At 34.6% G+C, this 23,720-nt stretch carries 18 protein-coding genes and 1 pseudogene; 18 read left to right on the top strand and 1 reads right to left on the bottom strand.

Features of this window, described 5'->3' with window-relative positions; genetic code table 11:
• From IPJ86_08135 to IPJ86_08075, 13 genes and pseudogenes are all read left to right on the top strand, one after another.
• A partial coding sequence (locus tag IPJ86_08135; protein ID MBK7887260.1) for a hypothetical protein occupies positions 1-330 on the top strand: 330 nt, incomplete at its 5' end.
• 978 nt (positions 331-1,308) lie between these two features.
• Positions 1,309-2,142, top strand: a complete 834-nt coding sequence (locus IPJ86_08130; GenBank protein ID MBK7887259.1) for a hypothetical protein — start codon at positions 1,309-1,311, stop codon at positions 2,140-2,142.
• A 4-nt stretch (positions 2,143-2,146) separates the two neighbouring features.
• Positions 2,147-2,572, top strand: a complete 426-nt coding sequence (locus tag IPJ86_08125) for a hypothetical protein (protein MBK7887258.1) — start codon at positions 2,147-2,149, stop codon at positions 2,570-2,572.
• An 82-nt stretch (positions 2,573-2,654) separates the two neighbouring features.
• Positions 2,655-3,479 carry a hypothetical protein gene (locus tag IPJ86_08120; protein ID MBK7887257.1) on the top strand — a complete coding sequence of 275 codons (825 nt, stop codon included), beginning with the start codon at positions 2,655-2,657 and terminating at the stop codon, positions 3,477-3,479.
• Position 3,480: 1 nt separating this feature from the next.
• Positions 3,481-6,747 (top strand): annotated as a pseudogene (locus IPJ86_08115) (type I restriction endonuclease subunit R).
• 19 nt (positions 6,748-6,766) lie between these two features.
• Positions 6,767-7,678: a hypothetical protein gene (locus IPJ86_08110; GenBank protein ID MBK7887256.1), complete on the top strand. Its 912-nt coding sequence runs from the start codon at positions 6,767-6,769 to the stop codon at positions 7,676-7,678.
• 14 nt (positions 7,679-7,692) lie between these two features.
• A complete protein-coding gene (locus tag IPJ86_08105; protein MBK7887255.1) occupies positions 7,693-8,040 on the top strand; it encodes a hypothetical protein in 348 nt (115 codons plus the stop codon).
• 39 nt (positions 8,041-8,079) lie between these two features.
• Positions 8,080-11,586, top strand: coding sequence for a hypothetical protein (locus IPJ86_08100; GenBank protein MBK7887254.1), 3,507 nt, complete (start codon positions 8,080-8,082; stop codon positions 11,584-11,586).
• Positions 11,586-15,440 (top strand): hypothetical protein, encoded by a 3,855-nt coding sequence (locus tag IPJ86_08095; protein ID MBK7887253.1) that lies wholly within the window; start codon positions 11,586-11,588, stop codon positions 15,438-15,440. Before IPJ86_08100 ends, IPJ86_08095 begins: the two co-directional genes overlap by 1 nt.
• Positions 15,436-15,831 (top strand): DUF4433 domain-containing protein, encoded by a 396-nt coding sequence (locus IPJ86_08090; protein MBK7887252.1) that lies wholly within the window; start codon positions 15,436-15,438, stop codon positions 15,829-15,831. The genes IPJ86_08095 and IPJ86_08090 overlap by 5 nt, the downstream gene beginning before the upstream one ends.
• Positions 15,800-16,306, top strand: coding sequence for a hypothetical protein (locus IPJ86_08085; protein MBK7887251.1), 507 nt, complete (start codon positions 15,800-15,802; stop codon positions 16,304-16,306). The genes IPJ86_08090 and IPJ86_08085 overlap by 32 nt, the downstream gene beginning before the upstream one ends.
• Position 16,307: 1 nt before the next feature.
• Positions 16,308-16,997 carry a macro domain-containing protein gene (locus tag IPJ86_08080; protein MBK7887250.1) on the top strand — a complete coding sequence of 230 codons (690 nt, stop codon included), beginning with the start codon at positions 16,308-16,310 and terminating at the stop codon, positions 16,995-16,997.
• Between the two features lie 398 nt (positions 16,998-17,395).
• Complete coding sequence (locus IPJ86_08075) at positions 17,396-18,091, top strand: hypothetical protein (GenBank protein MBK7887249.1); 696 nt, start codon at positions 17,396-17,398, stop codon at positions 18,089-18,091.
• Positions 18,092-18,381: 290 nt separating this feature from the next.
• Here the strand turns inward: IPJ86_08075 and IPJ86_08070 are convergent, their stop codons facing one another.
• On the bottom strand, positions 18,382-19,008 hold the full coding sequence (locus IPJ86_08070) for a hypothetical protein (GenBank protein MBK7887248.1): 627 nt from the start codon (positions 19,006-19,008) through the stop codon (positions 18,382-18,384).
• 859 nt (positions 19,009-19,867) lie between these two features.
• Here IPJ86_08070 and IPJ86_08065 point away from each other — a divergent pair.
• From IPJ86_08065 to IPJ86_08045, 5 genes are all read left to right on the top strand, one after another.
• The gene (locus IPJ86_08065; protein ID MBK7887247.1) at positions 19,868-20,086 is read left to right on the top strand and encodes a helix-turn-helix transcriptional regulator; all 219 of its coding nucleotides are present in this window, start codon (positions 19,868-19,870) and stop codon (positions 20,084-20,086) included.
• Positions 20,083-20,403 (top strand): HipA N-terminal domain-containing protein, encoded by a 321-nt coding sequence (locus tag IPJ86_08060; protein ID MBK7887246.1) that lies wholly within the window; start codon positions 20,083-20,085, stop codon positions 20,401-20,403. The genes IPJ86_08065 and IPJ86_08060 overlap by 4 nt, the downstream gene beginning before the upstream one ends.
• 22 nt (positions 20,404-20,425) lie before the next feature.
• A complete protein-coding gene (locus IPJ86_08055; GenBank protein ID MBK7887245.1) occupies positions 20,426-21,409 on the top strand; it encodes a HipA domain-containing protein in 984 nt (327 codons plus the stop codon).
• 216 nt (positions 21,410-21,625) lie between these two features.
• Positions 21,626-22,840, top strand: coding sequence for a hypothetical protein (locus IPJ86_08050; GenBank protein MBK7887244.1), 1,215 nt, complete (start codon positions 21,626-21,628; stop codon positions 22,838-22,840).
• Positions 22,841-23,477: 637 nt separating this feature from the next.
• Entirely contained in the window at positions 23,478-23,675 is a 198-nt protein-coding gene (locus IPJ86_08045; protein MBK7887243.1) for a cold shock domain-containing protein, read from the top strand.
• The last annotated feature ends 45 nt before the right edge of the window (positions 23,676-23,720 follow it).

The following is a 23,720-nucleotide window of genomic DNA, read 5'->3' as shown; positions in this document are numbered from 1 at the left end:
AAAATATTCTCCGCCATCATTGACAGCAGAGAGAAATTTTTAAAATACCTTACATTTTTATTAACCGGGGAAGAAACCGACCTCATTGGTAATGCCAAAGGAAACAAGGATAAATCATCTGCAAATAGTAATGATGCGTGGGCATTTACAGGCACACCCGTTTATGAAAAATTACTCATAGCATCCAGTCGTTTTCCGGATAAGGTTAAATCAATTGATACTTTTAATTCAACGCCTGGAGAAGAAACAACCCAATTAGATGAACCCTATTATTCCGCAGAGTTCGAGCTTGTGAATGTAATCCGTACCTTATTAAAACAAAATGCATAATGAAGGCAAAATCAAGGAAACGATTAGTAGGGCTAAGAGCCCTCCAAAGTTAAAAACGGTGGATTACGTTTTGCCGGTTGTATGTAAAAGGTAGGAGCAGCGCCCATGTTGATTGCGGATGAGGTAGGCTTGGGTAAAACCATTGTGGCAAAGGGCATTATTGCAAAGGCATTTGGTCAGTTTGCTCCCAATCAGAATTAAAAGATTTTCATTGACATTTTATCTACTCCAACAGTGCATTGTCGAGTCAAAAATTAAAGAAGCTCCACTTCTCTGTTGACACGTAGCTATTGATTAGTTCAGAGAATGACGACAGAATTACGGGATTAGCTTACACATCTAAAACAGAAAAAAATGAGTATCCATTCAGAATAAAAGCTTTTACTCCATCCACCTCATTTGATGATAAGACACATGCAGGTAAGGTTGATGAAAGAGTGCTATTGTATAGATTGCTTACCTACGGTGATATTAATCAAGATAGATTAAGGGGTCTTGATAGGGTACAAGCAAATTTCACCTGAAACATGGAATTGAAAATTGACCAATCTATAAGATTTGAGAGAGGAAAACTTGACAGGATAATAAATGGGTTAAACCGATACGTCATAAAGTAAAAGTTGCTTTCAGGAAAATTTTGGAAGATATTGTGCCTATTGATGAATTAAAAAAAACATATCAAGCGACTGGCATCACTTATCCCGTAAAATTATGGACATTAATAAAAACTATGCGAGCTAAGTTTACAAAAAAATAGGACTTTTATTATGCCTTCAGCAAAGAGTTAGTTTCAAAGCTTAGGTTTGAACTATCAAGATGTTGCATTGAGTTTTTACAGGCCGATATTTTTATTTTGGACGAATTTCAGAGATACAAAAGCTCATTGAAAGTAAAAGCAATTACGAAAGTGATGATAAAGTAAGCCCAGCTATAGAGTTAGCCAGAGAGATATTTTCATTCGAAGATTCCAAGATCCTCATGCTGTCAGCTACACCATTTAAGCCCTACACCAATGACTTTGATGAACTGAATGGAGAGGTGCATTACAATGAATTTATTACGGTTCTACAGTTTTTGATGGCAGATAAAGCCGCTGAATTTTGGAAGGAGTATGAACATGATCGTAAAGCACTGTTTGGCTTTTTACGTCATCCGGATACTTTAGATGATCAGATGCCAAGTGCAGTAGGATTGAAAAATAAATTAGAAACCCTATACCGCACCAGTATTGTTAGAACAGAAAAGCTGCTTGCTTCCAACGACAGGGATGCACTGATAAAACATGTAAATAAACCAATTTCGATTCAGCCTGAAGACATCAATGATTTTGTAGTTTTAGACCAGATTACCTTATTGCTTAATAAAGATCATAAAGCATCACTACCGGTTCCTTTGGAATATGTAAAATCTTGTCCTTTTGCCTTATCATTCTTAGACAATTATCAGCACAAAGAAAAAATCAGAAATCTGATTTTAGAAGATGCGACACTTCAGCAATTAGTAAGGCAAACAAAGCACGGCTGGGTTAATCTGAAAGACATTAACGATTACAAACCGCTTATTCCACCAAGAGCAAAATCGCTTCCCAATGCTAAGCTGCGTTTGTTGTTAGATGAAACAGTACACAATAATGGTTGGAAATATTTGTGGATCCCCCCTTCCATTCCCTACTATGAATTAGATGGTGCTTTTAAAGATAGCTGGGGGTATTCTAAAACATTAATTTTCTCATCGTGGAAATTAGTTCCTCGTATGGTGGCATCATTGGTTTCGTATGAGGCCGAACGGCTTTCAATTGGAAATCCGAAATAAGTTGATGGCTACTTTCAAAAAACTTAATCTTAATCAATATGTAAGTGGCGAAGGTGACTGGCAAAAGTGGTACTGGTTAGGTCCACTCTTATTAGATAAAGCAAGTGAAAACATTAAGGTGCTAACAGAATGGCTATCAAAGGGAATACCGCCAACTGAACTTTCGATTGATGCAGAAAGTATCGGTACAGATAAAGATGAAAGTATCGGTAGAAAAACGCATTTTGAACTTGCAAATGCTGCTTACAACAGCCACTCCCCCATTACGGCAAGTAAACTAAGCAATGAGCATCTGGAAGCAATTTGTGAACATATGGCTGAGCTTACAATTGGTTCACCGGCAATATGCTATTTGAGGAGCCAAAAAAGATACAAAGAATTGTCAAATGATCTATTCGATGCCGCCTTCAATGTTCGTTTGCTTTTCTAACTATGTTCAATAAAACCGGAGAGTATTGCCATAGTGAGGTTGCACAAAGGATGGTGATTACTGGGAACGGGCATTACGATACATGGTTGATGGAAATATTCAGGCTATGCTGGATGAATTTGTGTATCTGCTGATAAATGGTGAGAACATTCAATCTACAAATGAGTTGAGTGATTTTATTTCCGATATTCTTTCTGTAAGAACTGCCACTTCAGACATTGAAGATTATCCAACATTTTTAGACAATCTAACTAAGGAAAAGCCAAAGCGAAAAGCCATCAGGTCGCATTATGCCGTTGATTTTGGCACGCAAAAAATAAACACTGCTAAAGGTGCAGGTCGACAAATAAATATTCGCCAAGCTTTTAATGCCCCTTTCAGACCCTTTGTTTTAGCCTCAACTTCCATTGGTCAGGAGGGCTTGGATTTTCACTTGTATTGTAAAAAAATATTCCATTGGAATCTGCCATCCAACCCCATTGATTTTGAGCAAAGAGAAGGTAGAATACATCGCTATCAAGGGCTTGTAATCAGGCTCAATCTGGCAAGTAAATACAGAGATCAGATAGCCCATGGTAATACCCGAAATAATATTTGGAAAGAGGTCTTTAAATATGCTGAAAAGGAAAAAGCCCAGGCTAAGTTTTCCTGTGATTTAGTACCATATTGGCATACGGAAACATTGAGTGATATAAAGATCGAAAGATTCGTGCCTTTGTATCCTTTCAGCAGAGACATAGAGAAGTTCAATAATCTAATTAAAATACTCACATTTTACAGATTAACATTCGGGCAACCACGTCAGGAAGAATTGCGGATGGCGCTGCATGATTCAGGTTTTAGTGATGAGGTAATCCAAAAATTAGATGATTTAATCATTAACCTTAGCCCAATAAGATTTACATAATATGGCAAATTTTATATCAGAAGATCAAATAGAAAAAGCAACCATAGAGGTGTTTGTACATAACCTCGGGTATCGTCATCTCAATTGTATTGATAAAGACTTAACAGGCCGTTTGAATGAAAGTGATGTCATCATTAAGCCATTGCTAAAGAAAAAGTTGATTGAATTAAATCCAACGCTTCCTGCCTCAGCCATTGAGGAAGCCTACGAACAGCTTTGCCAAACAAGATTAGATAAAAGTGATCTGATGGCTAATAAAGAAGCCTATGGTCGGATAAAAAATGGAGTACAGGTTGAAATTAATAACACAAGGTCGTAAAGAGCCTGTCACTGTTAAAGTGATTGACTTTAATGAGAAGACAAACAATGATTGCCCTGGTAGTTTCACAGCTTTGGATACAAGGTCAATTTATTCGTAGAAGACCAGATTTAATAGTATTTGTGAATGGCTTACCCCTCATTTTCATTGAACTTAAAAATAGCAACATTGCGCTGCGCAATGCTTACGATGATAATTTGCTCAATTACCGTAAAGACATTCCATTGCTGTTTCATTACAATGCGATATGCATACTCAGTAATGGTTTAGAAACAAAAGTGGGAGTTTAATTCGGGGTATGAGCACTTTTTCATTGGCTAAGAGCGGAGAATGAAAACCAAGTCCCGGATAAAAACGCATAAAAGAATATGGCGTTAGTTTAGACTATGCTGTATTAGGACTGTGTGAAAAACAACGATTGATGGACTATGTAGAAAATTTTATTCTCTACTACAACGACATTGCCAAGATTACTGCTAAGAACCATCAGTTCCTTGGAGTAAACAATGCTATCAGTAATTTCTCACTTCGCTTAGAACACGATGCTGCTGGCACGGACGTTGGAAATAAAGGTAAGTTGGGTGTTTTCTGGCATACACAAGGAAGTGGCAAAAGCTATAGTATGATTTTCTTTGCCCGTAAAGTGTTCAGAAAATTTACCGGCAATTACACCTTCCTGATAGTGACAGACAGAGATGATTTAGATGGTCAAATATACCGTAATTTCTTAGGTGCAGGTGCATTCAGTAAAGACACCAAATGCAGACCAAAAGATAGCGAAGACCTTAGAGCGATGTTGCAAACCAATACACGGTATGTTTTTACACTGATACAGAAATTTCGTTATCCCAAAGGGCAGGCTTATCCTGTATTGTCACTTCGCAACGACATCATTGTTATTATAGATGAAGCCCACAGAACACAGTACAAAGACCTCGCTGAAAACATGCGTACAGGCTTGCCAAATGCACAATACATGGCCTTTACTGGCACACCGCTATTGGGCAGTAAAAAACTGACGCATGAATGGTTTGGAGACAATGTATCTGAATACAATTTCAAACAAAGCATCGAAGATGAGGCTACAGTTCCTCTTTTTTATCATAAAAGGGTTCCCGAAGTATTACTTCAAAATGACGATATAGATGATGACCTAGCTGATATTGTGAGTGATGAAAATCTCACGGAGGAAAATCAAATAAAATTGGAAAGAGAGTTTGCTCAGGAAATGAGTGTGCTTAAAGCTGATGATCGCTTAGAAATAATTGCTAAAGACATAGTCTATCATTTTCCACGCAGAGGTTATCTTGGCAAAGGCATGGTTGTAACCATTGATAAATTTACCGCTGTAAAGATGTATGATAAAGTGAAGCGTTTATGGGAAGAAGAAAAGAGGAGTATCCAGCGTCAGATAAACGAAGAAAAGGACAAAGTTGCAAAAGATGATTTGAAGCAGATTTTAGAATGGATGCGTAAAACCGATATGGCAGTTATCGTGAGCGAGGAAGCTGGAGAAGAAGAAAAGTTTGAAAAGCAAAAATTAGATATTAAAACCCATAGAAGGCGGATATTAACAGTGGATGAAAACGGTCAGGATATAGAAAGCAAATTTAAAGACCCTAAAGATTCACTACAATTGGTTTTTGTATGCAGTATGTGGCTAACAGGTTTTGACGCACCAACTGTTTCTACTCTGTATTTAGATAAACCTATGAAAGATCATACCTTAATGCAAACCATTGCAAGGGCAAATAGGGTTACAGATTTCTTGATAAATACCAAGCCCAAGAAAAACGGTTTAATAGTAGATTACTACAATGTCTTCCGCAATCTTAAAAAAGCTTTTGCATCATATGGTGGTGGCTCTATTGGATCTGGTGAAGGAAAAGGCGAAGATGCTCCGGTTCAGGAAAAAGACCAGTTGTATGTATTGCTGAAAGATGCAATAAATGAATGCAATGAATGGTGTCTAAATATTGGTATTGATTTAAATCACATAAAAGAATCAAACTTGATCTTTAGCAAACTGAGCCTGTTTGATGAATACGCCGATACTATTGTTGCAAATGATGAACATAGAAAACAATTCATAGTTTACGACAATACCATTGATGCTTTGTACGAAGCATGTAAACCAGAAATATTAGGTCGCAGAAGGAATTTCCGTTGGCAGCAATTATCCATTATCTCCGTGAGGTGATTGACGGAAGGGCTGACAGAGGAAATCTCGACAGTGCTAAAAGACGAATTGGTCAATTATTGGATGATAGTATTGTTGCTCATGAAGATGAAGCTAAAGTGGCTGAATTTGAACAATTCGATGAAAAAAGTCCAGCTTATGCTATAAAGTCTTGGAAGCAAATCGACCTTAGCAAATTAAATATTGAAAAGTTAAGGGAAGAGTATAAAGAAGCACCTCATAAGAACATTGAAATCTCAGATTTGAGGGCTTTTATAGCTGACAAATTGCAGCAAATGATGGAACGAAATATCACCCGTACCAGCTTTGCTCAAAAATTACAGGAAATAATTGACCGCTACAATTCCGGCAATGCAAGCAATGAGAATTATTTCGATGATTTAATGGATTTTGTAGAAAAAATGAGAGAGGAAGAAATGAGAGCTGCAAGAGAAGGCATGACCGAAGCGGAACTAGAAATATTCGATTTGATAAAGAAAGAAAATCTTACCAAAGATGAGGAACAGAAAGTAAAATTAGCAGCTAAAAACTTGTTGCACAAGTTGAAAGACGACAAACCAACAGTGTTGATTACAGATTGGTATAAGGACACACAGACCAGATTTCAAGTACAAGCTGCGATTAAAAAGGTCTTGAATGATACTTTGCCTCAAAGCTATGATAGGGCTGTTTATAGCAACAAATGTGATATTGTTTTTGATCACTTCTTAATGATAGCACAAAACGAGAATTTCAAGGCTTATTCTTAACACTTAATATAAAAGAAACATGGCACTATACATAAACCAAACAGGCAAACTCAAAGTTGTAAAAGAAAAGCCTTTTAAACTGGAGAAAGACATTCAAAAAGTCTTTGAAACAAACCTCATTACCATCATGGGCTTGGAGTTGATTAAGAGTGAGTTTACTATAAAAAATAAAAGAATTGATACGTTGGCTTACGATACACAAGCTAGTGCATTCATAATTATCGAATACAAGCGGGATAAGAATATCAGTGTTGTTGACCAAGGCTTTACTTACCTGAGTTTAATGCTAGAAAATAAAGCTGATTTCATAATAGAATATAATGAGAACCAGAAAAGAATCCTTAAACGCGAAGATGTAGATTGGAGTCAAACAAGAGTTATATTTGTTTCAACGAGTTTTACAGAAAATCAAATTCAAGCAACAAATTTCAAAGACATCGCTATTGAATTATGGGAAGTAAAACAATTTGATAATAATACCATCATCATCAATCCGATTAAAAAATCGAATGCAGCGGAAAGTATTAAGCCATTGACTCAAAATAAGGAAGCCCTCAGAACAGTAGCAGCGGAAATAAAGGTCTATACTGAAGAAGAGCATATTCAAAAAACTACTGAACTTATTGCAGAACTATACCAGAAATTCAGGCAGGGAGTTATCCAATTAGCAGATAATATAGAGATAAAGCCAAAGAAAAAGGAAATAGGATTTCTTAAGGAAAATAAAGTATTCACAGATATATGTATACTAAAATATTCTCTAAAAATATGGATTAACCTAAAAAAAGGTAAATTGGAGGATCCAAAGAAATTAGCAAAGGATGTATCAAAAATTGGGCATTGGGGAAATGGTGATTATCAAATACAGGTTAAAACAGATAAAGACTTAGAATATATAATGAGTTTGATAAAACAAGGAATTAAAAAATGAATTAACATCACTCAATGCATCAAGAAATTCAATTAAACATTATTCCATTAACAGCTCCCGTTGAGGAAGCCGAATTTGCTTTTTACACGGCAAAGAAGGATGTCTGCCTTTCGGACAGGCCGGGTTATTGCACAAATCACAAACAAGATTTGAACGGAGCATTAGAATATTTAGTTGACAAAAGAAAACCCGCATTGATTAACCAACACATTCAACAGGTATATGAGTTCAGCAGAATGTATTGGAAGACCGTAAGTCAGCAGAACCTGCCCATAACAAAAAAGTATCCGAAAATGGTGAAAGAAATCTACCCCTACTTTCAGCATAATAAAATATCACTCTTCGGACCGGAAAGCCTTTGATTTGTAAAAAATGGTATATCAAGAAAAAACTAAAGGTTTATGTCAACAATCAACAGCTGGAAAGCCTTTATAAAAGCTCAAGAAATATTCGTTAATCAATATTCTGAGCCTTTTGCAATTGAGTTTAAAAAGAAGGATAAGACGAATTTAGCTCACTTCACAATCGAACAAAGAAACCCCCTCACGAATATTATTAATTCATTAGAAAGATCATTCCCCGAGATATCACAAAACGATATAAATTTAAAAGAAGGATATTTGCTTTATGACTCTTCCAGGTTTCCGCAACATACAGATGAACTAAAAGAAATAGCTGATGCAAATTATTTCGAATTTGATTATAAACCATGTTTTTCAGGTCATGTTAGTTTAAAAGAAAATCCATATAAATGGTTAGACGAAATAACTGAGCAACAGCCAAATAAGGAAGGTCAAATTGTTGCCAATTTTTCTGAAATAAAACGCATTGATGAAAAAATACAAAGCCTTATTGGGTTTACACGGTCTGGTGTTATTGGTGGGATCTTTAAAGTTCAACCTTCTAAATACTATATTCAAAAGCAATATGAAATAGCAAGCAGATTTTTGATTCAAACTTTAGGTATTCCGTCTGTCTCCAATCATGGTCGTTTTGCCAATCTAATTGTTCAAGATATATTTTTAAATGAGCCTGCACTGAATTTTATAAAAGAAAACACTACCTATCACAAATCTCACCACCGCGTAATATTCACTATTAATGAAGATTTATTTCAACATTTTTTAGATATAAGAGAATCTAAAAATATATTCTTTTCTGCTGAAGATAGGAAGAACGATAAAATGGGTGTCATACTCCCAACACCAATAAATAATGAATTTCATCTAACATATGATTCAGATATTACTTTATCAGATTTTCGTTTTGAGATATTTCATTACCAGAAAGTATTTGAACGGTATTTTGGTCTCGATTCTTTCACTATAAAGCACCAACACATATTTCAAATTGATAAAAGTCTATTTTTGGAATATTTCCAAAATTCTGTTCAGGATGAACGCTTTAATGTTAGCGTTGACAAGGAAACAGTATCATTTGACTTTACTAATGAATCTGAATTAAATTCTGGAATTGAATATTTATCTGCATTACAGATTGCAGATATTGACAACAAGGGGGCTGAGCATGGTTTCAAGATAAAGTTACAATATGACTCACCCTTATTGGAAATACAAGAGGAATTACAGCAAATACCGGCTATCAAAACCAAATTGTCTAACAATGGTTTAAAGCTATCATTCTTCTGCTTTTTTGACAATCACGACCTGTTGCAATTGCTTGTTGCTAAAATAAAAGACGCAATTGATCCGCATTTAAACGACATTATGCAATATGTATTTGAAGAACTTCAGGAAGGGAAACTAAAATATTTTATAAACTTTAAACAAGAAGAATTTGAAGCTGAAATCAATAGCAAATTTAATTATTTAAGAGGCGAGGAAATTTCGATATGGGATGCTAAAAAACCTGCCTCGTTTGGGACTATTTCAAAGATTAACTATCCCAATATTGTGATTGAAATGGAATCAATGAAGGAGGAAATCTGTATTCCAGCTATTTCAACTACAGTTTGTTGTACTTTAAAAGGGGAAAGGGATAAAATAAAAAGGTTGTCAAATACGATTGACATTATTTTTTCTATTACTAAGCAGAAGATATTAAATGAGAAACTTCGGGATATATTGATGGATTCATCAAAGGCTATAAGTTTCCCTGGTGATATTTTACGTACTGCTGAATACCAAAAAACAATCAACGAAATAGATGCTTCATTGCTTTCAAAAAATATTAATGATCGGCAAAAAGAATCGATTGCAAAGTGTTTATTGGCAAACGACTTTTTCCTAATTCAAGGCCCCCCGGGTACTGGAAAGTCAACAGCAATTGCAGAGTTGATATGGCAACATATCCGTTACAATATTTCTGTTAAGAAAGAGCCATATAAGATACTTGTCACATCAGAGACTAACCTTGCTGTTGACAACGCTTTAGATAAACTCCGGAGCAAAACACATTTATTAATCAAACCAATTAGGTTTGGCTCTGATGACAAATTAGATAAAGAAGGAAGAAGATTTTCATTGGAATCCCTTAAACAATGGGTTCTATTTGGAAATAAGGATTTAACTGAAGATAAATCAGCTACTAATATTTTACAAGACTGGATTGCTTTAATCAGTAATAGGGCAAGAAGAAAACGAACCAGTGTTAAAAGTGAGTTATCTGAAAAGTGGTTAACCTACCTGACAAACGCAAATGAACAACTGCGTTCGTTATTTTTTAATTACTATATTCAGAATGCAAATGTAATCGGAGCAACATGTAGTTCAATTGGTAAAGAAAATTCAGAACAGAAATTTACAAGGTTCTTCTCAGACTATTGCAATGTAGTACACACAAAGGAATATGATGCTTTTCGGCTTTCTATAAATAAGAGCACTATTGCTGCATTAAAGAAAAGAAACATTGAGTTTGATCTTGTTGTGCAGGATGAAGCGAGTAAAGCATCCCCTCCTGAATTAGCCCTACCATGCCTTTACGGAAAAAAGGCTGTAGTAATTGGAGATCATAGACAGTTGCCTCCAATGGTTGATACTGCTGAGTTTATCGACAATCTCAAAATGATGTCGAAAAAAACAAAGGACGAAAAAAACAGAAGTGAAATCAATGACCTGATAAGTTATATAAAAAGAAACAAAGAAGAATTTTCAATATCACATTTTGAAAAATTATTTATTGGGATTGATGAAAACTTGAAGTGTTCATTTAATGTCCAGTATAGAATGCATCCAGCGATAAATGAAACTATAAAGCAGTTTTACATTGCTGACGGTGGTTTAGAATGTGGTATTCCAGATGAGATAGCCAATTCGGAAGATATGTCACATCCGCTGAATCGCTATCATGGTGTTACAGCCAACAAACAAACACATGTTATTTGGCTTGATGTAGTATCACCGGAAATAAAAAGCGGTACATCCAGAGTTAACTATGGTGAAGTACAGGCTGTTGATTGGCTTTTAAGTTATTTCAAAAAATCACCCGGGTATAAAAGCTTTGTGGATTATTGGCCATCAGGTGATATAGAGCAGAAACAAATTGGCATAATTACTTTCTACGGTGCTCAAGCAGGGTTATTAAACAAGTTGAAGGATAAGTATCCCGATGTTTCGCTAAGAATCTCACCGGTTGACCGTTTTCAAGGCATGGAGAGGAATATTGTAATAGTGTCTTTAGTAAGAAGCAATTCTATTGCAGAATTTCCAAATCAGGCTCCTAATATGGAAGCGTATCCTGAGCAGGGTTATCCATCCCAAGAAAGTTTAGGGTTTGCAGAATTTCCCAATCGTCTGAATGTCGCTTTGTCCAGAGCAAAAAGGCTCCTGATAATTGTTGGCAATTCTCAGCATTTTAGGAAACATACTATTTATAACAAGGTTTACGAAACAATACAGCAACATCCTAATGGTGCTGTAAAAACATTTGATGCCAAATCCTTAAAATAATGAATCTAATAACGATAAAAGAGGAATGGCCAATTAGGGTTGCGAAGCATAAGGTGCTATATAGGAAGGCATATCCACTCACTGAGTTTGACGATATTATTCTTTCATTTTTGAATTTGTATAAGGATACAATTAGTTACAATGAATTAGGCTCCATTTTAGGTTTTGCTGTTGAAGCCAATGAAGAGGAACGGGTTTATTTTGACATAGCTGAAGCTGGGATATTCTCTTCATTACTTGATACACTATCAGAATATCATTTGATTTCAACTCATAAAAATGAAGATGGTAATCAGATAATTTCTACAACCCAGTGGGGTTTAGAAGCAAGAATAAAAGGAGTTAAGCACTTGTTTTACGAAGGTGTTATCAGCCTTAATGAACATTATCTTCTCTTTGATTGGGAAAGTTTTGACAATCTATTCAATTTTTCAAAATATGGCCTTTTTTCTGAAATATATAAGACAAAGGAAATAAAACCTTACTATTATAATTCTGAAGACCAGCAGGAAAATGTATTTCTTCACAAGGCATTACTCAATTTTAATTCTGCACTGGAAGAGAATAAGAATATTGAAATTCAATGGGTAAATGAGTTAGTGCTTAATTATGAAAAATGTATTTCAAACTTATCCCTTTCCTTACTAAAAGAGGATGAAGTATATAGAATACAAGTTGCTTTAAATGACAATCCTTCACCTGAATTAGATGAAATAATTTTAAAAGAGGTAAATTCAAATTTGTTTGCTGATTGGATTCTGTTGCTTCGTTATCAGTTATATCTTAGAGATATTAAAGAAATACATGCGGCAGAAATTTCTCAATACACCAAGCATGTCAATTGGCAAAACATACTGAGTGATTCAAGAGTAGTATGGGATAATAATTGGTTTGAATTGTTGTCTAGTGAAGAAGTTACAAGTAACGCAGTTTGGTATCAGGTAATACAGAATTGTCCTGATGATGTGTTGATATTGAATATCGAGGCATATGCTGATTACTGGGATTGGTCTCGCCTTTCAAAGAAAGTTGAAATACCTTACATTATAAAAACCATCAATCAATTTCCTTGGGATATTGATGTATTTCTGGAAAGTATTGACCAAGAAGAACTTGAACAATTATTAGCAACCATTACGAATGTTAATGCAATTGATGATTGGAAAAATGTTACAAAAAGAGTTTCATTTGAATTTATAGAAAGTAAAATTCAATCATTGCCTTTTGACCTTCACACTATAATATCTTTTGGAGAAATACAGTCAGGGATTATAATTCTGAATAACCCACGGCTAAACTGGGATTGGTCACTTATCAGTTCTAGCTATTCAATAAATTATTTCATTTCAAATATTGAAACATTATCGCCATACCTTGACCCTATTTCAGTAGTTAACAGGTTACTTATAAATGAAGATGATTTTAAATTATCATTCAGCGAATCTAAATTCGGTTCGTATTTGATTGATTCCATCAAAAGAACCAACTTCAAAATTGGAAAGGACCAGCATGTTATTTTAAATTCAGAAATTTTTGAGTTTCTATCTGATAATGACTTATTGTTTTGGGGCAATGGAAATATTCCCGGAATAGAAGCAAATCCAAATCTAAAGTGGTCATCACACCTATTTGAAAAATATAGCAGTTTAGTTAAAAATCATGCTGGCTATGATAATGTATCCCTTTCTATTGATAACATCTCTATAGTTGAGTTTAATGAAACATTTCCCTGGAACTTTAGAGCTCTTTGTGATCGAAAAGACTTACAATGGTCTTCTGAATTTATTCGCAAGCACCAAGCTAAATTAGCATTAAATATTTTAATCAATAGTATTCCATCGGAACTTGTGGCTGATAATTTGGCCTTCTTTATTCAATGGGCAGTTGAAAAAGAGATGCTGGCGCTAATATCAAAGCATGTATCGACTGAATTTACTTTTGAACAAATACTATTAAATCGGGAACTTCTTAATTCTCATAACATAGTCATTAATTGGGTTTCAGTTCTTAGAGAAGCATCGGTAGAATCTCTTAATGAAATTGTATTATCGGACGAGGTTGAATTATTGAAATTGCCATCTGCTGAAGGCCTAAGGAATTATTTATCAGAAAAATGTGAGCAGGACTTCATCTTTGATAATCCTGACCTTTTCTGGGATTGGGAGTTTTTGACTTGCCATAGGATCGATGAAAGTAAATTTAATGATGACAAATTTCTTATTAAGTATTCCAAATACTTGTTTTGGCCATTTTTAGTAAAGGAACATTATACTGTTGAGGACTTAAATCCGGAAGAAAAGTTATATCCATTAGCCATATTATTACAAAGTACTTCGATTGCAATTAGTCTAAAGGCTTGGCAAGAAATTACCAGAAAGACACCCTTTAAAAAATTAATATCCTCAATTGAAAAGTATAAAGAAGAAACACTTTTTAGATGGGATTGGGACTATATAAGTTCATCTAAGCACATCCCAATTGATCATAAGTTCCTTTTAACTTATTCAGCTAAAATAAACTGGAAGCTGCTTTCACGCAATAGCATTATATCTTCTTTTTTTCAATTCAGTAAAGTAGTTTATAAAGACAATCGACAATGGCTGGATAGGACACTTGAATATCTTTATGTATATATAGATCAATGGGATTTTAAGGCTCTCAGCTCTATAAATAATATTACTTGGCACGAAAGAATTATATCAGAATTTGAGGATCAATGGGATTGGCATAAACTATCAGCAGCAAGTCCATTACTCACAAATTCAAATAAGGAAAAAAGAATTACAGAATATGATGCAAAACGCTTGAACAGGTTTTCCAGTCTAATTGATTGGGGTGCATTATCCATTCGCTATGAAGTAACATTATACCCAGCGTTAGTTAGCAAGTATAGTAACCATCATTGGGATTGGGAAAAACTATCTTCTCACCCACGTTTTGAGTTGACAAAAGAATTTATATTAGAAAATGGCTCAAAGCCCTGGGATTACCACGCTTTATCTGCTCACAGTTTCTTAAAAGTTGACAAAGATCTTTTATTACAACTTCAGGATAAAGATTGGGATTACAGTTTGCTTTCAAAAGCAAGTTGGATTGACAATGATACATTGCTTACACTATCAGATAAGCAATGGAATTGGTCGCTTTTGAGCAGCAGTAAAAATTTAATCTTTGATCTTAATTTATTAAGGCTATTTATACAGCAAACTGATTCCAATTGGAGTAGCATATTGAATAGTGATTCCATACACATTACATCCGATTCTATTAAATTATTAGTTTCAAATAATGTTTTGAATAACGAGCTGTGGGTTACTCTTTCAAGACATCGTAATTTAGACTTTCAGCAGCACCCTGAGTTAATGTTAGAATACAAAAGCAAATGGGATTGGATTGCTTTAATCAAATCTTGGAAACTGGATTTTAATGACATAACAATACTATCCTCTTATCAAGATTCAATAAAATGGAATTTGCTTTGCGAATCAGAAAAATTCTCCCCCTCCCCTGAAATACTATCAAAATTCAAGGAGTTTTTAAACTGGAAGATTATTTCAGGTATGATAGTTTTTGACATAAATGAATTGAGGCTATTTAAAGACTTTTTGGATTGGGAATACATTTCTCAAAATACATCAATCAATTTTACAATTGAAATGGTTGATGAGTTTAAGATGTATTGGGATTACTTTTATCTGCAAAATAATATTTCAATTCCTTTAACCATAAGAGAGCATATAATTCAAGTAGTGAATAGTATTCCTGCGTTAGAACTTTATTTAAATCTAAAAGCAAAGCATTCAAGTTGGTCAGGTTACATTTATAATTTTACACATCTGACAAAACGCAATTGAAATAATTAAGAATAAAAAGATACTCAGTCGGAATAAGGCCATTGGTTTTGCAGATGCAGCAGGTGCTGTAGTTGGCAGGCGACATACAGCTCATGAATTTGCACGATTCTATTTCAGACCACAAACACCTACTCAGTTTTATAACGAATGTTTGGGGTTAGATATAAACGATAAATATTATGAAAGTGCATTAAGATTAGGATTGCCTAAATGCCCCATTCCTGTTTTTTTTCGATTTAATTTACAGGAAGTTTTATTGAAGTTGCGTGATAAATGTTATATGAGTAATGGTAACATGCAAACAAATTGGGCAGTAGTCAAGCCTGTCTTGCAAATGTTATCGAAGTTTAATTTTAGTGATGTGTATAGTACAATATTCCAATACCTCTGACGGCGACTATAGAACCTATATTAATTATTCACAACAAGAATTTCTAATTAAAGATGAGTTTGATTTTACAAACATTATAAATGTTGATATTATAGTCCGAAACCAAAGTGATAAGGAAGAATTGTTAAGAAGGATTGGAGAAAGAAGTCAATACGTTAATAGAATCAAAGTTTCTTCTTATGGTGATGATATTTACCACAATCAGAACAAGGATATTTCATGTAATTACAACGATGGCATATTGGATATTTCAACAAATTACAAGGGAAATGGGTACAAATCAGGAATGTTTATCGTTCAATTCCCATCCGGTACAAAATATGAAATGATAAGTGGGAATGTTATCAATGCAACCGAATCAATGATATGTGCATATCCAAGTTTGAATATCAAATTTGAAAATCACACTTCTTTGAAAGTTTACTTTCAGGATGAAATAAAAAATACAAAATGGGAGTTATATAATTTGAACTAAAATGGCAATAGATTTAATAAGTGGAAATATATTTAATACAAAGGCACAGGTAGTGGTAAATACCGTTAACTGCGTTGGGGTTATGGGGAAAGGAATAGCTTTGGTTTACAAGCTAAGGTATCCGAAAATGTTTGATTTGTATCAAGAGCATTGCAAATCAAAACTCATTGGAATCGGTAAATTATGGTTATATAAAGGTGAACCGGATGCACCGTGGGTTCTCAATTTTCCTACAAAATTCCATTGGAAATATCCGAGCAAATTAGAATACATTGAAAAGGGGCTTCAAAAATTTCTTGATACATATAAAGATCAAGGTATAGTATCAATTGCATTTCCTTTACTTGATGATCATAATGGTGGGTTAGATAGGGATAAGGTATATCAGCTAATGACAAGGTATTTATCAAAATGTGAAATTCCAGTTGAAATATTTGAGTACGATCCATCAGCACCAGATGATTTGTTTGAATCATTTGCATTGAAATGGGGCTCGTTTAGTTCTACTCAAATTCAAAAAGTTACAGGCATCAGGAAGGATAGGATAAATACAATATCCACGGTTGTTGAAAGTAAAACTATCAAGTCAATGATTGATCTAATTAATGAACCTGGTATTGGTTTAGTAACAATGGAGAGATGCTTTTCGTTTATAATGAGAGGGGAGTTGCAAAAATCATTATTTGATTAAAATCGGTTTTCGTTCCTCACGAATCGTTTGAATCCCCCGAGCCAGCCCACAAGCACAGCTTATGCAGTGGCTAACCTACAAAGCCAACGCTTCCAATGCATCTATCGTGTTGTCGCCATTTTTAACTGTCATACTTTTGTGGCTATATAGCCAATGTTTTTGGCACATTGTCCAGTTTTGCTGAAATGGACCAAAGAGCCAAACCAACACAAGTGTTAACTTTTAACGGGCTAGAAAAAGCGGGCTTCAGCTCACTATAATATTCACTTGGATTCCAAAATTTGCACCTCTATGAAAGTGTCTTATCGATTATAAATTAAATAAATTTCACTAACCTGGATTTGCCATTTGTTTTCCATTGTTATCTGTTAACAGTTTATAATAAACACCAAAAAATTATGCTCACCTCCATATCTGAACAAATAGCTAGCATTTTTACTAATTCAATTGAAAGGCATGCTATATTTATACATTCAAATTCGCTCAAAAATATGTACAAAGGAAGCCCTGAAAATCGATCAAGATATGATAATCCCTATTTTAAAGAGTCTCTGGAGTGTTCCAAAATTGACTTCCATACCTTCATTTCAAATATTAGGCACGTTCTTAAGGCAATTGGGATATCCTACGAAACTTTATGTCGGTCTATCCAAGCTGAGGGTGTTCATGTAAATAAGGACTATCCCGCAAAAGTAGCCAGGGGCAAGAGCATGGCTCCAAGTTTGGTTTACTGTAGCTTCTTTGCCCGGAAGCTAAATATCTCCTTATACAGGCTTTTAACGCCTTCAGCAGACTTTCAACCCTGGTTTGCCTCAGAAGTACGTTCAGGCAAATACTCTTACTCTGGTCCAATTGTAAAGTTTCATGGCTCAAAAAGGAAGCAGCTTCGCATTTCAATAAAACAGGGTGGCTTAATATCCTTAAAAGGGCTCCAATTGAATAAAGAAGTAATTGTTTCCGGAGGCCGGATTCGAGAAGTTCTTAATAATGGAAATGTGCTTAACTTGGGTCATTTTCAAGGAGAACTCTTGAAAGCAGATCGCAAAATTTTATTTGAAGAATTATCCGGTGACAACTTCTTCATTCAATTCTAACCCTCCTACTCTACCGGAACCTAAAAAATCAATATTCAATTCAAATATATGACTGAGGGTATCATATCTTCTTTTACAGCAATCCGACATCTTTTTTTTAATGCCCCCCCCATACTCAATTTATTTCCCTAAAAATTCAAAATTTTAAATTAGAAATAAATCAACAACCAAATTACACAAAATTACATACGTCAATCCACATTCAATTTAAAAATTTTTTCCAAAGTCCTTAATGGTGTTCTGCCTATGGATAACCGAATCAACAATATTATGTTTAATATTGTATTGTGCTAACGTATAGTTATTGTAAACATCAATATTTTCAAAAATGTAATTTCAATACCAAAATCACTTTCAAAATATAATCTTGAATAAGCACTTCTATTAAATTGATCACCAGGTGGCCTTAATCTTTTATTTCTTTTTAAACTTATAATTAAAAATCTCTTTTTATTCCATGAATAAGCTACCTCAAAATAATCATAGAATCGCAAATTAACTTTATAACCATTTTCATCATTTGCTGCATATTGCCTATTAACACTCCATCCTTGAAAAAATCCAAAATCATTTGTTTCACGATCGTCCGGGCTCAACCATACTTGAAAATTATTACCTTGAGATTGATCCAGAAAACTATCAACTGAGCTCAGCTCATGATAATCGCAATTGAATGAATTAATAGCGTCATTATAGCTTTCATAATAAGACTTCGCAAATCTTTCATTTTTAAATCTTAAATACTCATCAGAATCTATTAAATTACCCCTAATAAATTTATTACTAAATACGTTTGGCGAACCATAAATATTTACAAATTTTTTTAAAACTCCACATACTCCATCATTAGACTGCAAATAAGAGCCCAAGCTATAGCCAATTAATAATGAGTCCTTAAATATTATGGAAAGGCTCATTTCTTTTTCAAAAAAATCGATATAATCGCAATGAAACAACTTATAACGGTCATATTCTCAACATATTTAATACAATCGCCAAACTTACTCACTCTATCACCAAACTTGAAACCACGAATACCAGCACAATTTTCCAAGTTTTCCAAAGACGAAATATTTACAATTGAAACATCCTGAGATTTATAAAATAAACTACAAGAATTAATGTTCAATATAAGATCAACTGAATCACTATTATCAATTTGAAGATTAAGATCAGTTTTTTTCTCTTCACTACCACAACTTAACATCAGTAAAAAGAAAAAAAATAAGCCCAAATATTTCAATATAGTCAGATTTAGTGACATAGCCAGTACAATAAATTATTTATAAAATATACATAAACTACAACAATTTCCATTTTCAACAACCATTTCAAATATATAGAATTGACATCAAACTAAACGAATCTAAAAAATCAATTTAAATAACAAACTGTTGCCCATTTGTATCTCAAACACCTTATTTAATTGATTATCAGTACACATTCACTTTTTGTATTGGAAAGTAACCTATTTCCATTTTTAAATTCATCCCCCAGAGCATTTTTAACCTATCCCCTACTTCATCCCGGGATTCAAAAAGTCAAGTTATAGCTTTACTTTCCTCTTCAAAAAGTCAATATATAGCTTTACTTTTTTTTCAGTCCTAAACTTGATTTATTCAAACTGCTACAACTACCAATAGTGCAGTATAATACACATTTTCTATACTTTTTAACAAATAATCATATAAAACTTTATAAATGTGCGATTTAATGCTCTTTTATAAGATATTTTCATTCAACTTTGTCTATATTTGCATAAAATAGAGCCATATAATGCACCAGAATGATTTGATCATCAAAGTTAAAGAAAGGCGGGAGATGCTTAAAGTGACTCAAGAGCTGCTTGCTGAACTTTCAGGGGTTGGGTTGAGGACGCTGAAGCAACTGGAAAGCGGAAAGGGGAATCCCACCCTTCTTACAATGCAGAAGCTGGCTGATGTACTGGGATTGGAAATGAGCCTGCAGGTAAAAAAATTGAATGAGACCAAATGAGATCAGCAATAATTCTTTTTAAAGATGAGGAAGCAGGTATCCTGACTCAACACGATGATGGATCATTTACTTTTTCTTACCATCCCGCCTGGCAAAAAGATACCGGAAAACCATCTATTAGTCTAACCTTACCGAAGGCCCGGCGTGAATTTCATTCCGGACATCTCTTTCCCTTTTTTTACAACATGCTTCCTGAGGGCTCCAACAAGCAAATTATTTGCAAAGCGAAACGGATTGATGCGGATGATCATTTCAGTTTATTGATGTCCATAGCACAGCACGATACCATAGGAGCAGTTCGCGTGATCAAACAGTAAATCGCACTTCAACGAAAGCGCTATGCCATTGCCTGAAATAAAAAATTGTCCGGGAACATTAGCTCCAGGGTTCGGAACTTACAGCCAAACGTGTTTAAAGCGCGTATTCGGCGGTCGTAAGGTCAGTCCTATTTTACCATACGATTCACCATTGTTGAAGGAGGATGCGAATGATTTGTTTCATGATAATCGCACGCATGCATCTATTTCCGGGGTACAGGAAAAATTCTCAGTAGTTCTTGAGAAAAATAAATTGCGACTTACCTATGAAGGGGAAAAGGGCACTCATATCCTTAAACCCATCCCCGGTGCGGGAAAAAATGCAAATCAAATGCCAGCCAACGAACACTTAACCATGCAAATTGCAAGACAGGTGTTTGGCATTGAAACTGCAGAAAACGCGTTGATATTTTTCAGGAATGGCGACCCCGCATATATCACCAAACGTTTTGATGTAAAAGAAGATGGAAGTAAATGGGCGCAGGATGATTTCGCCTCCCTGGGAGAAAGGACGCCACAAACGCATGGGGAACATTATAAATATAAGGGAAATTATCTGGAATTGTTTCTTCTGATGCAACGGTATTTACCGGCCTATAAATCGGAAGCGCCAAAACTTCTCCGCCTATTACTTTTCAATTATCTTTTCTCTAACGGTGATGCGCATCTGAAAAACTTTTCAGTCATTGAAACTCCTCTGGGAGATTACCGCTTGAGTCCCGCCTATGACTTATTGAACAGCAGGATGCATGTGGCTGATACCGATTTTGCGTTAGAAGATGGACTCCTCCCTCCCCATCTTGCACAGGGGAAAATTTTAGACCAATTTCATCTCCTGGCTAAGTTGGCTGAAATTAGTGAAAAACAAGTCAATTCACTTGTTACTATTTTCTTAACGAATTCTGATAAAGTGAAAATCCTGATCGAAGCTTCCTATTTGAGTGAACCAATGAAGCGCAATTATTTGCAAGCCTATCAGAAAAGGTTGAATAAATTAACAAGGTGAACAAATTTCAGCGTTACGCACGGAGTCAAAGTATCAGGTCTCAACTCCTAAAAAACAAGTGTACCAAAAAACAATTCACCCACTTTATAACTATTCCTTCTAAACATCTCTCTTCACTTTGTTATCTTTGATTAGAATTAAGAAATTCAACAATCAAAAAAAATCTCCATTTCTAATCCATCATAAGTCTGCTAAAATTGTCTTGAAATTCGCCCTATGAACTACGATGAAATCAAAGCCCATATATCTTCCAGAAGAAAGATGCAGGAGAATACTATTGATGAATTCATTCTTTATTATGGAGATGAAAAGAACAGACTCAGTGTCGAGTTTGACGCTAAACTTTTTCCTTTTAAACATATAGCGAAAAAAATACCCGTAGAGTTTATCAACAGGTTGAGAGCAGCATATATGGCACATCAAATATTTAAAAAAGATGGACATATCCATAAATACATCAACCAAAATGCCATTAAGAATCTCCAGATTGAAAAACAAAATCACCTGGCTTTTTACATTGAACATCCATGGAAATTTGTATTTTCAGTCATAATTGATAATCCGGCTACTGATTTTTATGTAATGGAAAACGCTTTCACCAATGAAAGACACTTGCTTTATTCGCCGGGAATGACGCAGACCATGGTATCTTACACCCCTCAACTATGGTTATTACTAACGGCTTATAATGGTCAATGCTGGGAAACTTACGGACCAATCATTGGATTAAAGGGCTTCCACCCCGATGACATCTATTTTTTCGCCACTGAAGTAAATCCAAAAATTGAAGATGAAAATGACTTGGTGGGATATCTTCAACAACATCCGCTTCCATTTCTTATGTTGATGGCCTATTCCGATGTGCCGGTGGTAGTTCACAGTAATCATCAATTTGAATACAATGTAAGTCATGAGAGCATTACCGAATATAATATTGATGCACTAAGTCATTCATTTGAATTGACCAACAAAAACGGAGTTTATAAACTTGTACTTCCTTCCTGCCATCAGTTTCCTCATTTTGCTGCAGGTTACCTTGACACCAATACCAATTCCCTATTCAGAATGAGTCATACTGCTTTTGGGTTTGAGCAAATAAGTCAGGCGCTCATCGCTTCCGGTTTCCCTTTAGACGAGGATGCAGACATTCGTTTAAGCATCGGTATGAAAATAGCAGCTTCTGAAATATTGAAACGAGACATAGAATTTAATCCATTCGCACACCTGTTTAATGATCCGGAAGAAGATGAAGCTGATGATGAAAATGAGGAGACAGTAAAAAAAATAAACGATTTTATCAAAATCCTCCTCCCATATATCAATACCAACAAAGAGCCCGATTTAAAAAAATTAGCGGAAAACTCGGGGATTTCACTTTCTAAGGCAACGGCATTGTACCAGCTCATTCAAAATAAAAGAAACTCACTTTAATGCGACTGAATTACTGCAATTTTTAAAATAACGGCAGATCCATAAATGTCAGTTCTGATAGTGTCAATCGTGAACCAGATGATTACACTCACTTTCAAATCGGTTACATCCAACATTTATTTAATTCACAATAGACCTACTTTCTTCAAAAAGGATGAAAACCAAGACAAAATAATAATAAAAATACATCTATTATACTATATATCAAATACTTATAAATATATTCGATGAAATGCGGGATTACCCAATTAGGTTTTGAGAAGAATTCGTAGTACATTTGCAACATTATCAGATAGTACACGTAAAAAAGCCATCTGAAATAAACTAAAATAACTTCGGCGTATTAGAAATTTTAATATTAAGAATAGTTTGACATCAAATAAGTAATAACCGAATAATAAAACAGATCATTATCATTTCCATTTTAAACGCTCACCCATCACCGCAGTGGTTTTAATGAATGAACAGATTTCATTCCACGCAAATTAACAACAACTCACACTCCACTTCAATTTCAGGATCTAAATATCCTATGGTTCATTTCGAATCCTGAAATAAAAAGATAAAAACATTGGCGCTATTGCCAACTAATTAAACAATAACCGCTCGTATTCCACGAGCACAATTAAAAAAACAAATGAAAAAAGGAACAGTAAAATTCTTCAATGAAGCTAAAGGTTTTGGTTTTATCACAGAAGAAAATGGACAGGAGTTATTTGTTCATGTATCAGGATTAACAGAAGACATCCGTGAAAATGATGAAGTTGAGTACGAAACTCAACAAGGTAAGAAAGGTTTGAACGCTATCAACGTAAGATTGGCTAACGCTCATTAATCCTTTGGTAAAAACCTGTCATTGTTTTTATCGCTTAAAACGATA

It is taken from the genome of Bacteroidota bacterium (assembly GCA_016713925.1).
Taxonomy (GTDB): domain Bacteria; phylum Bacteroidota; class Bacteroidia; order AKYH767-A; family OLB10; genus JAJTFW01.
Note: the sequence above shows the minus strand (reverse complement) of the source record. Positions and strands in the feature narration are given on the sequence as shown.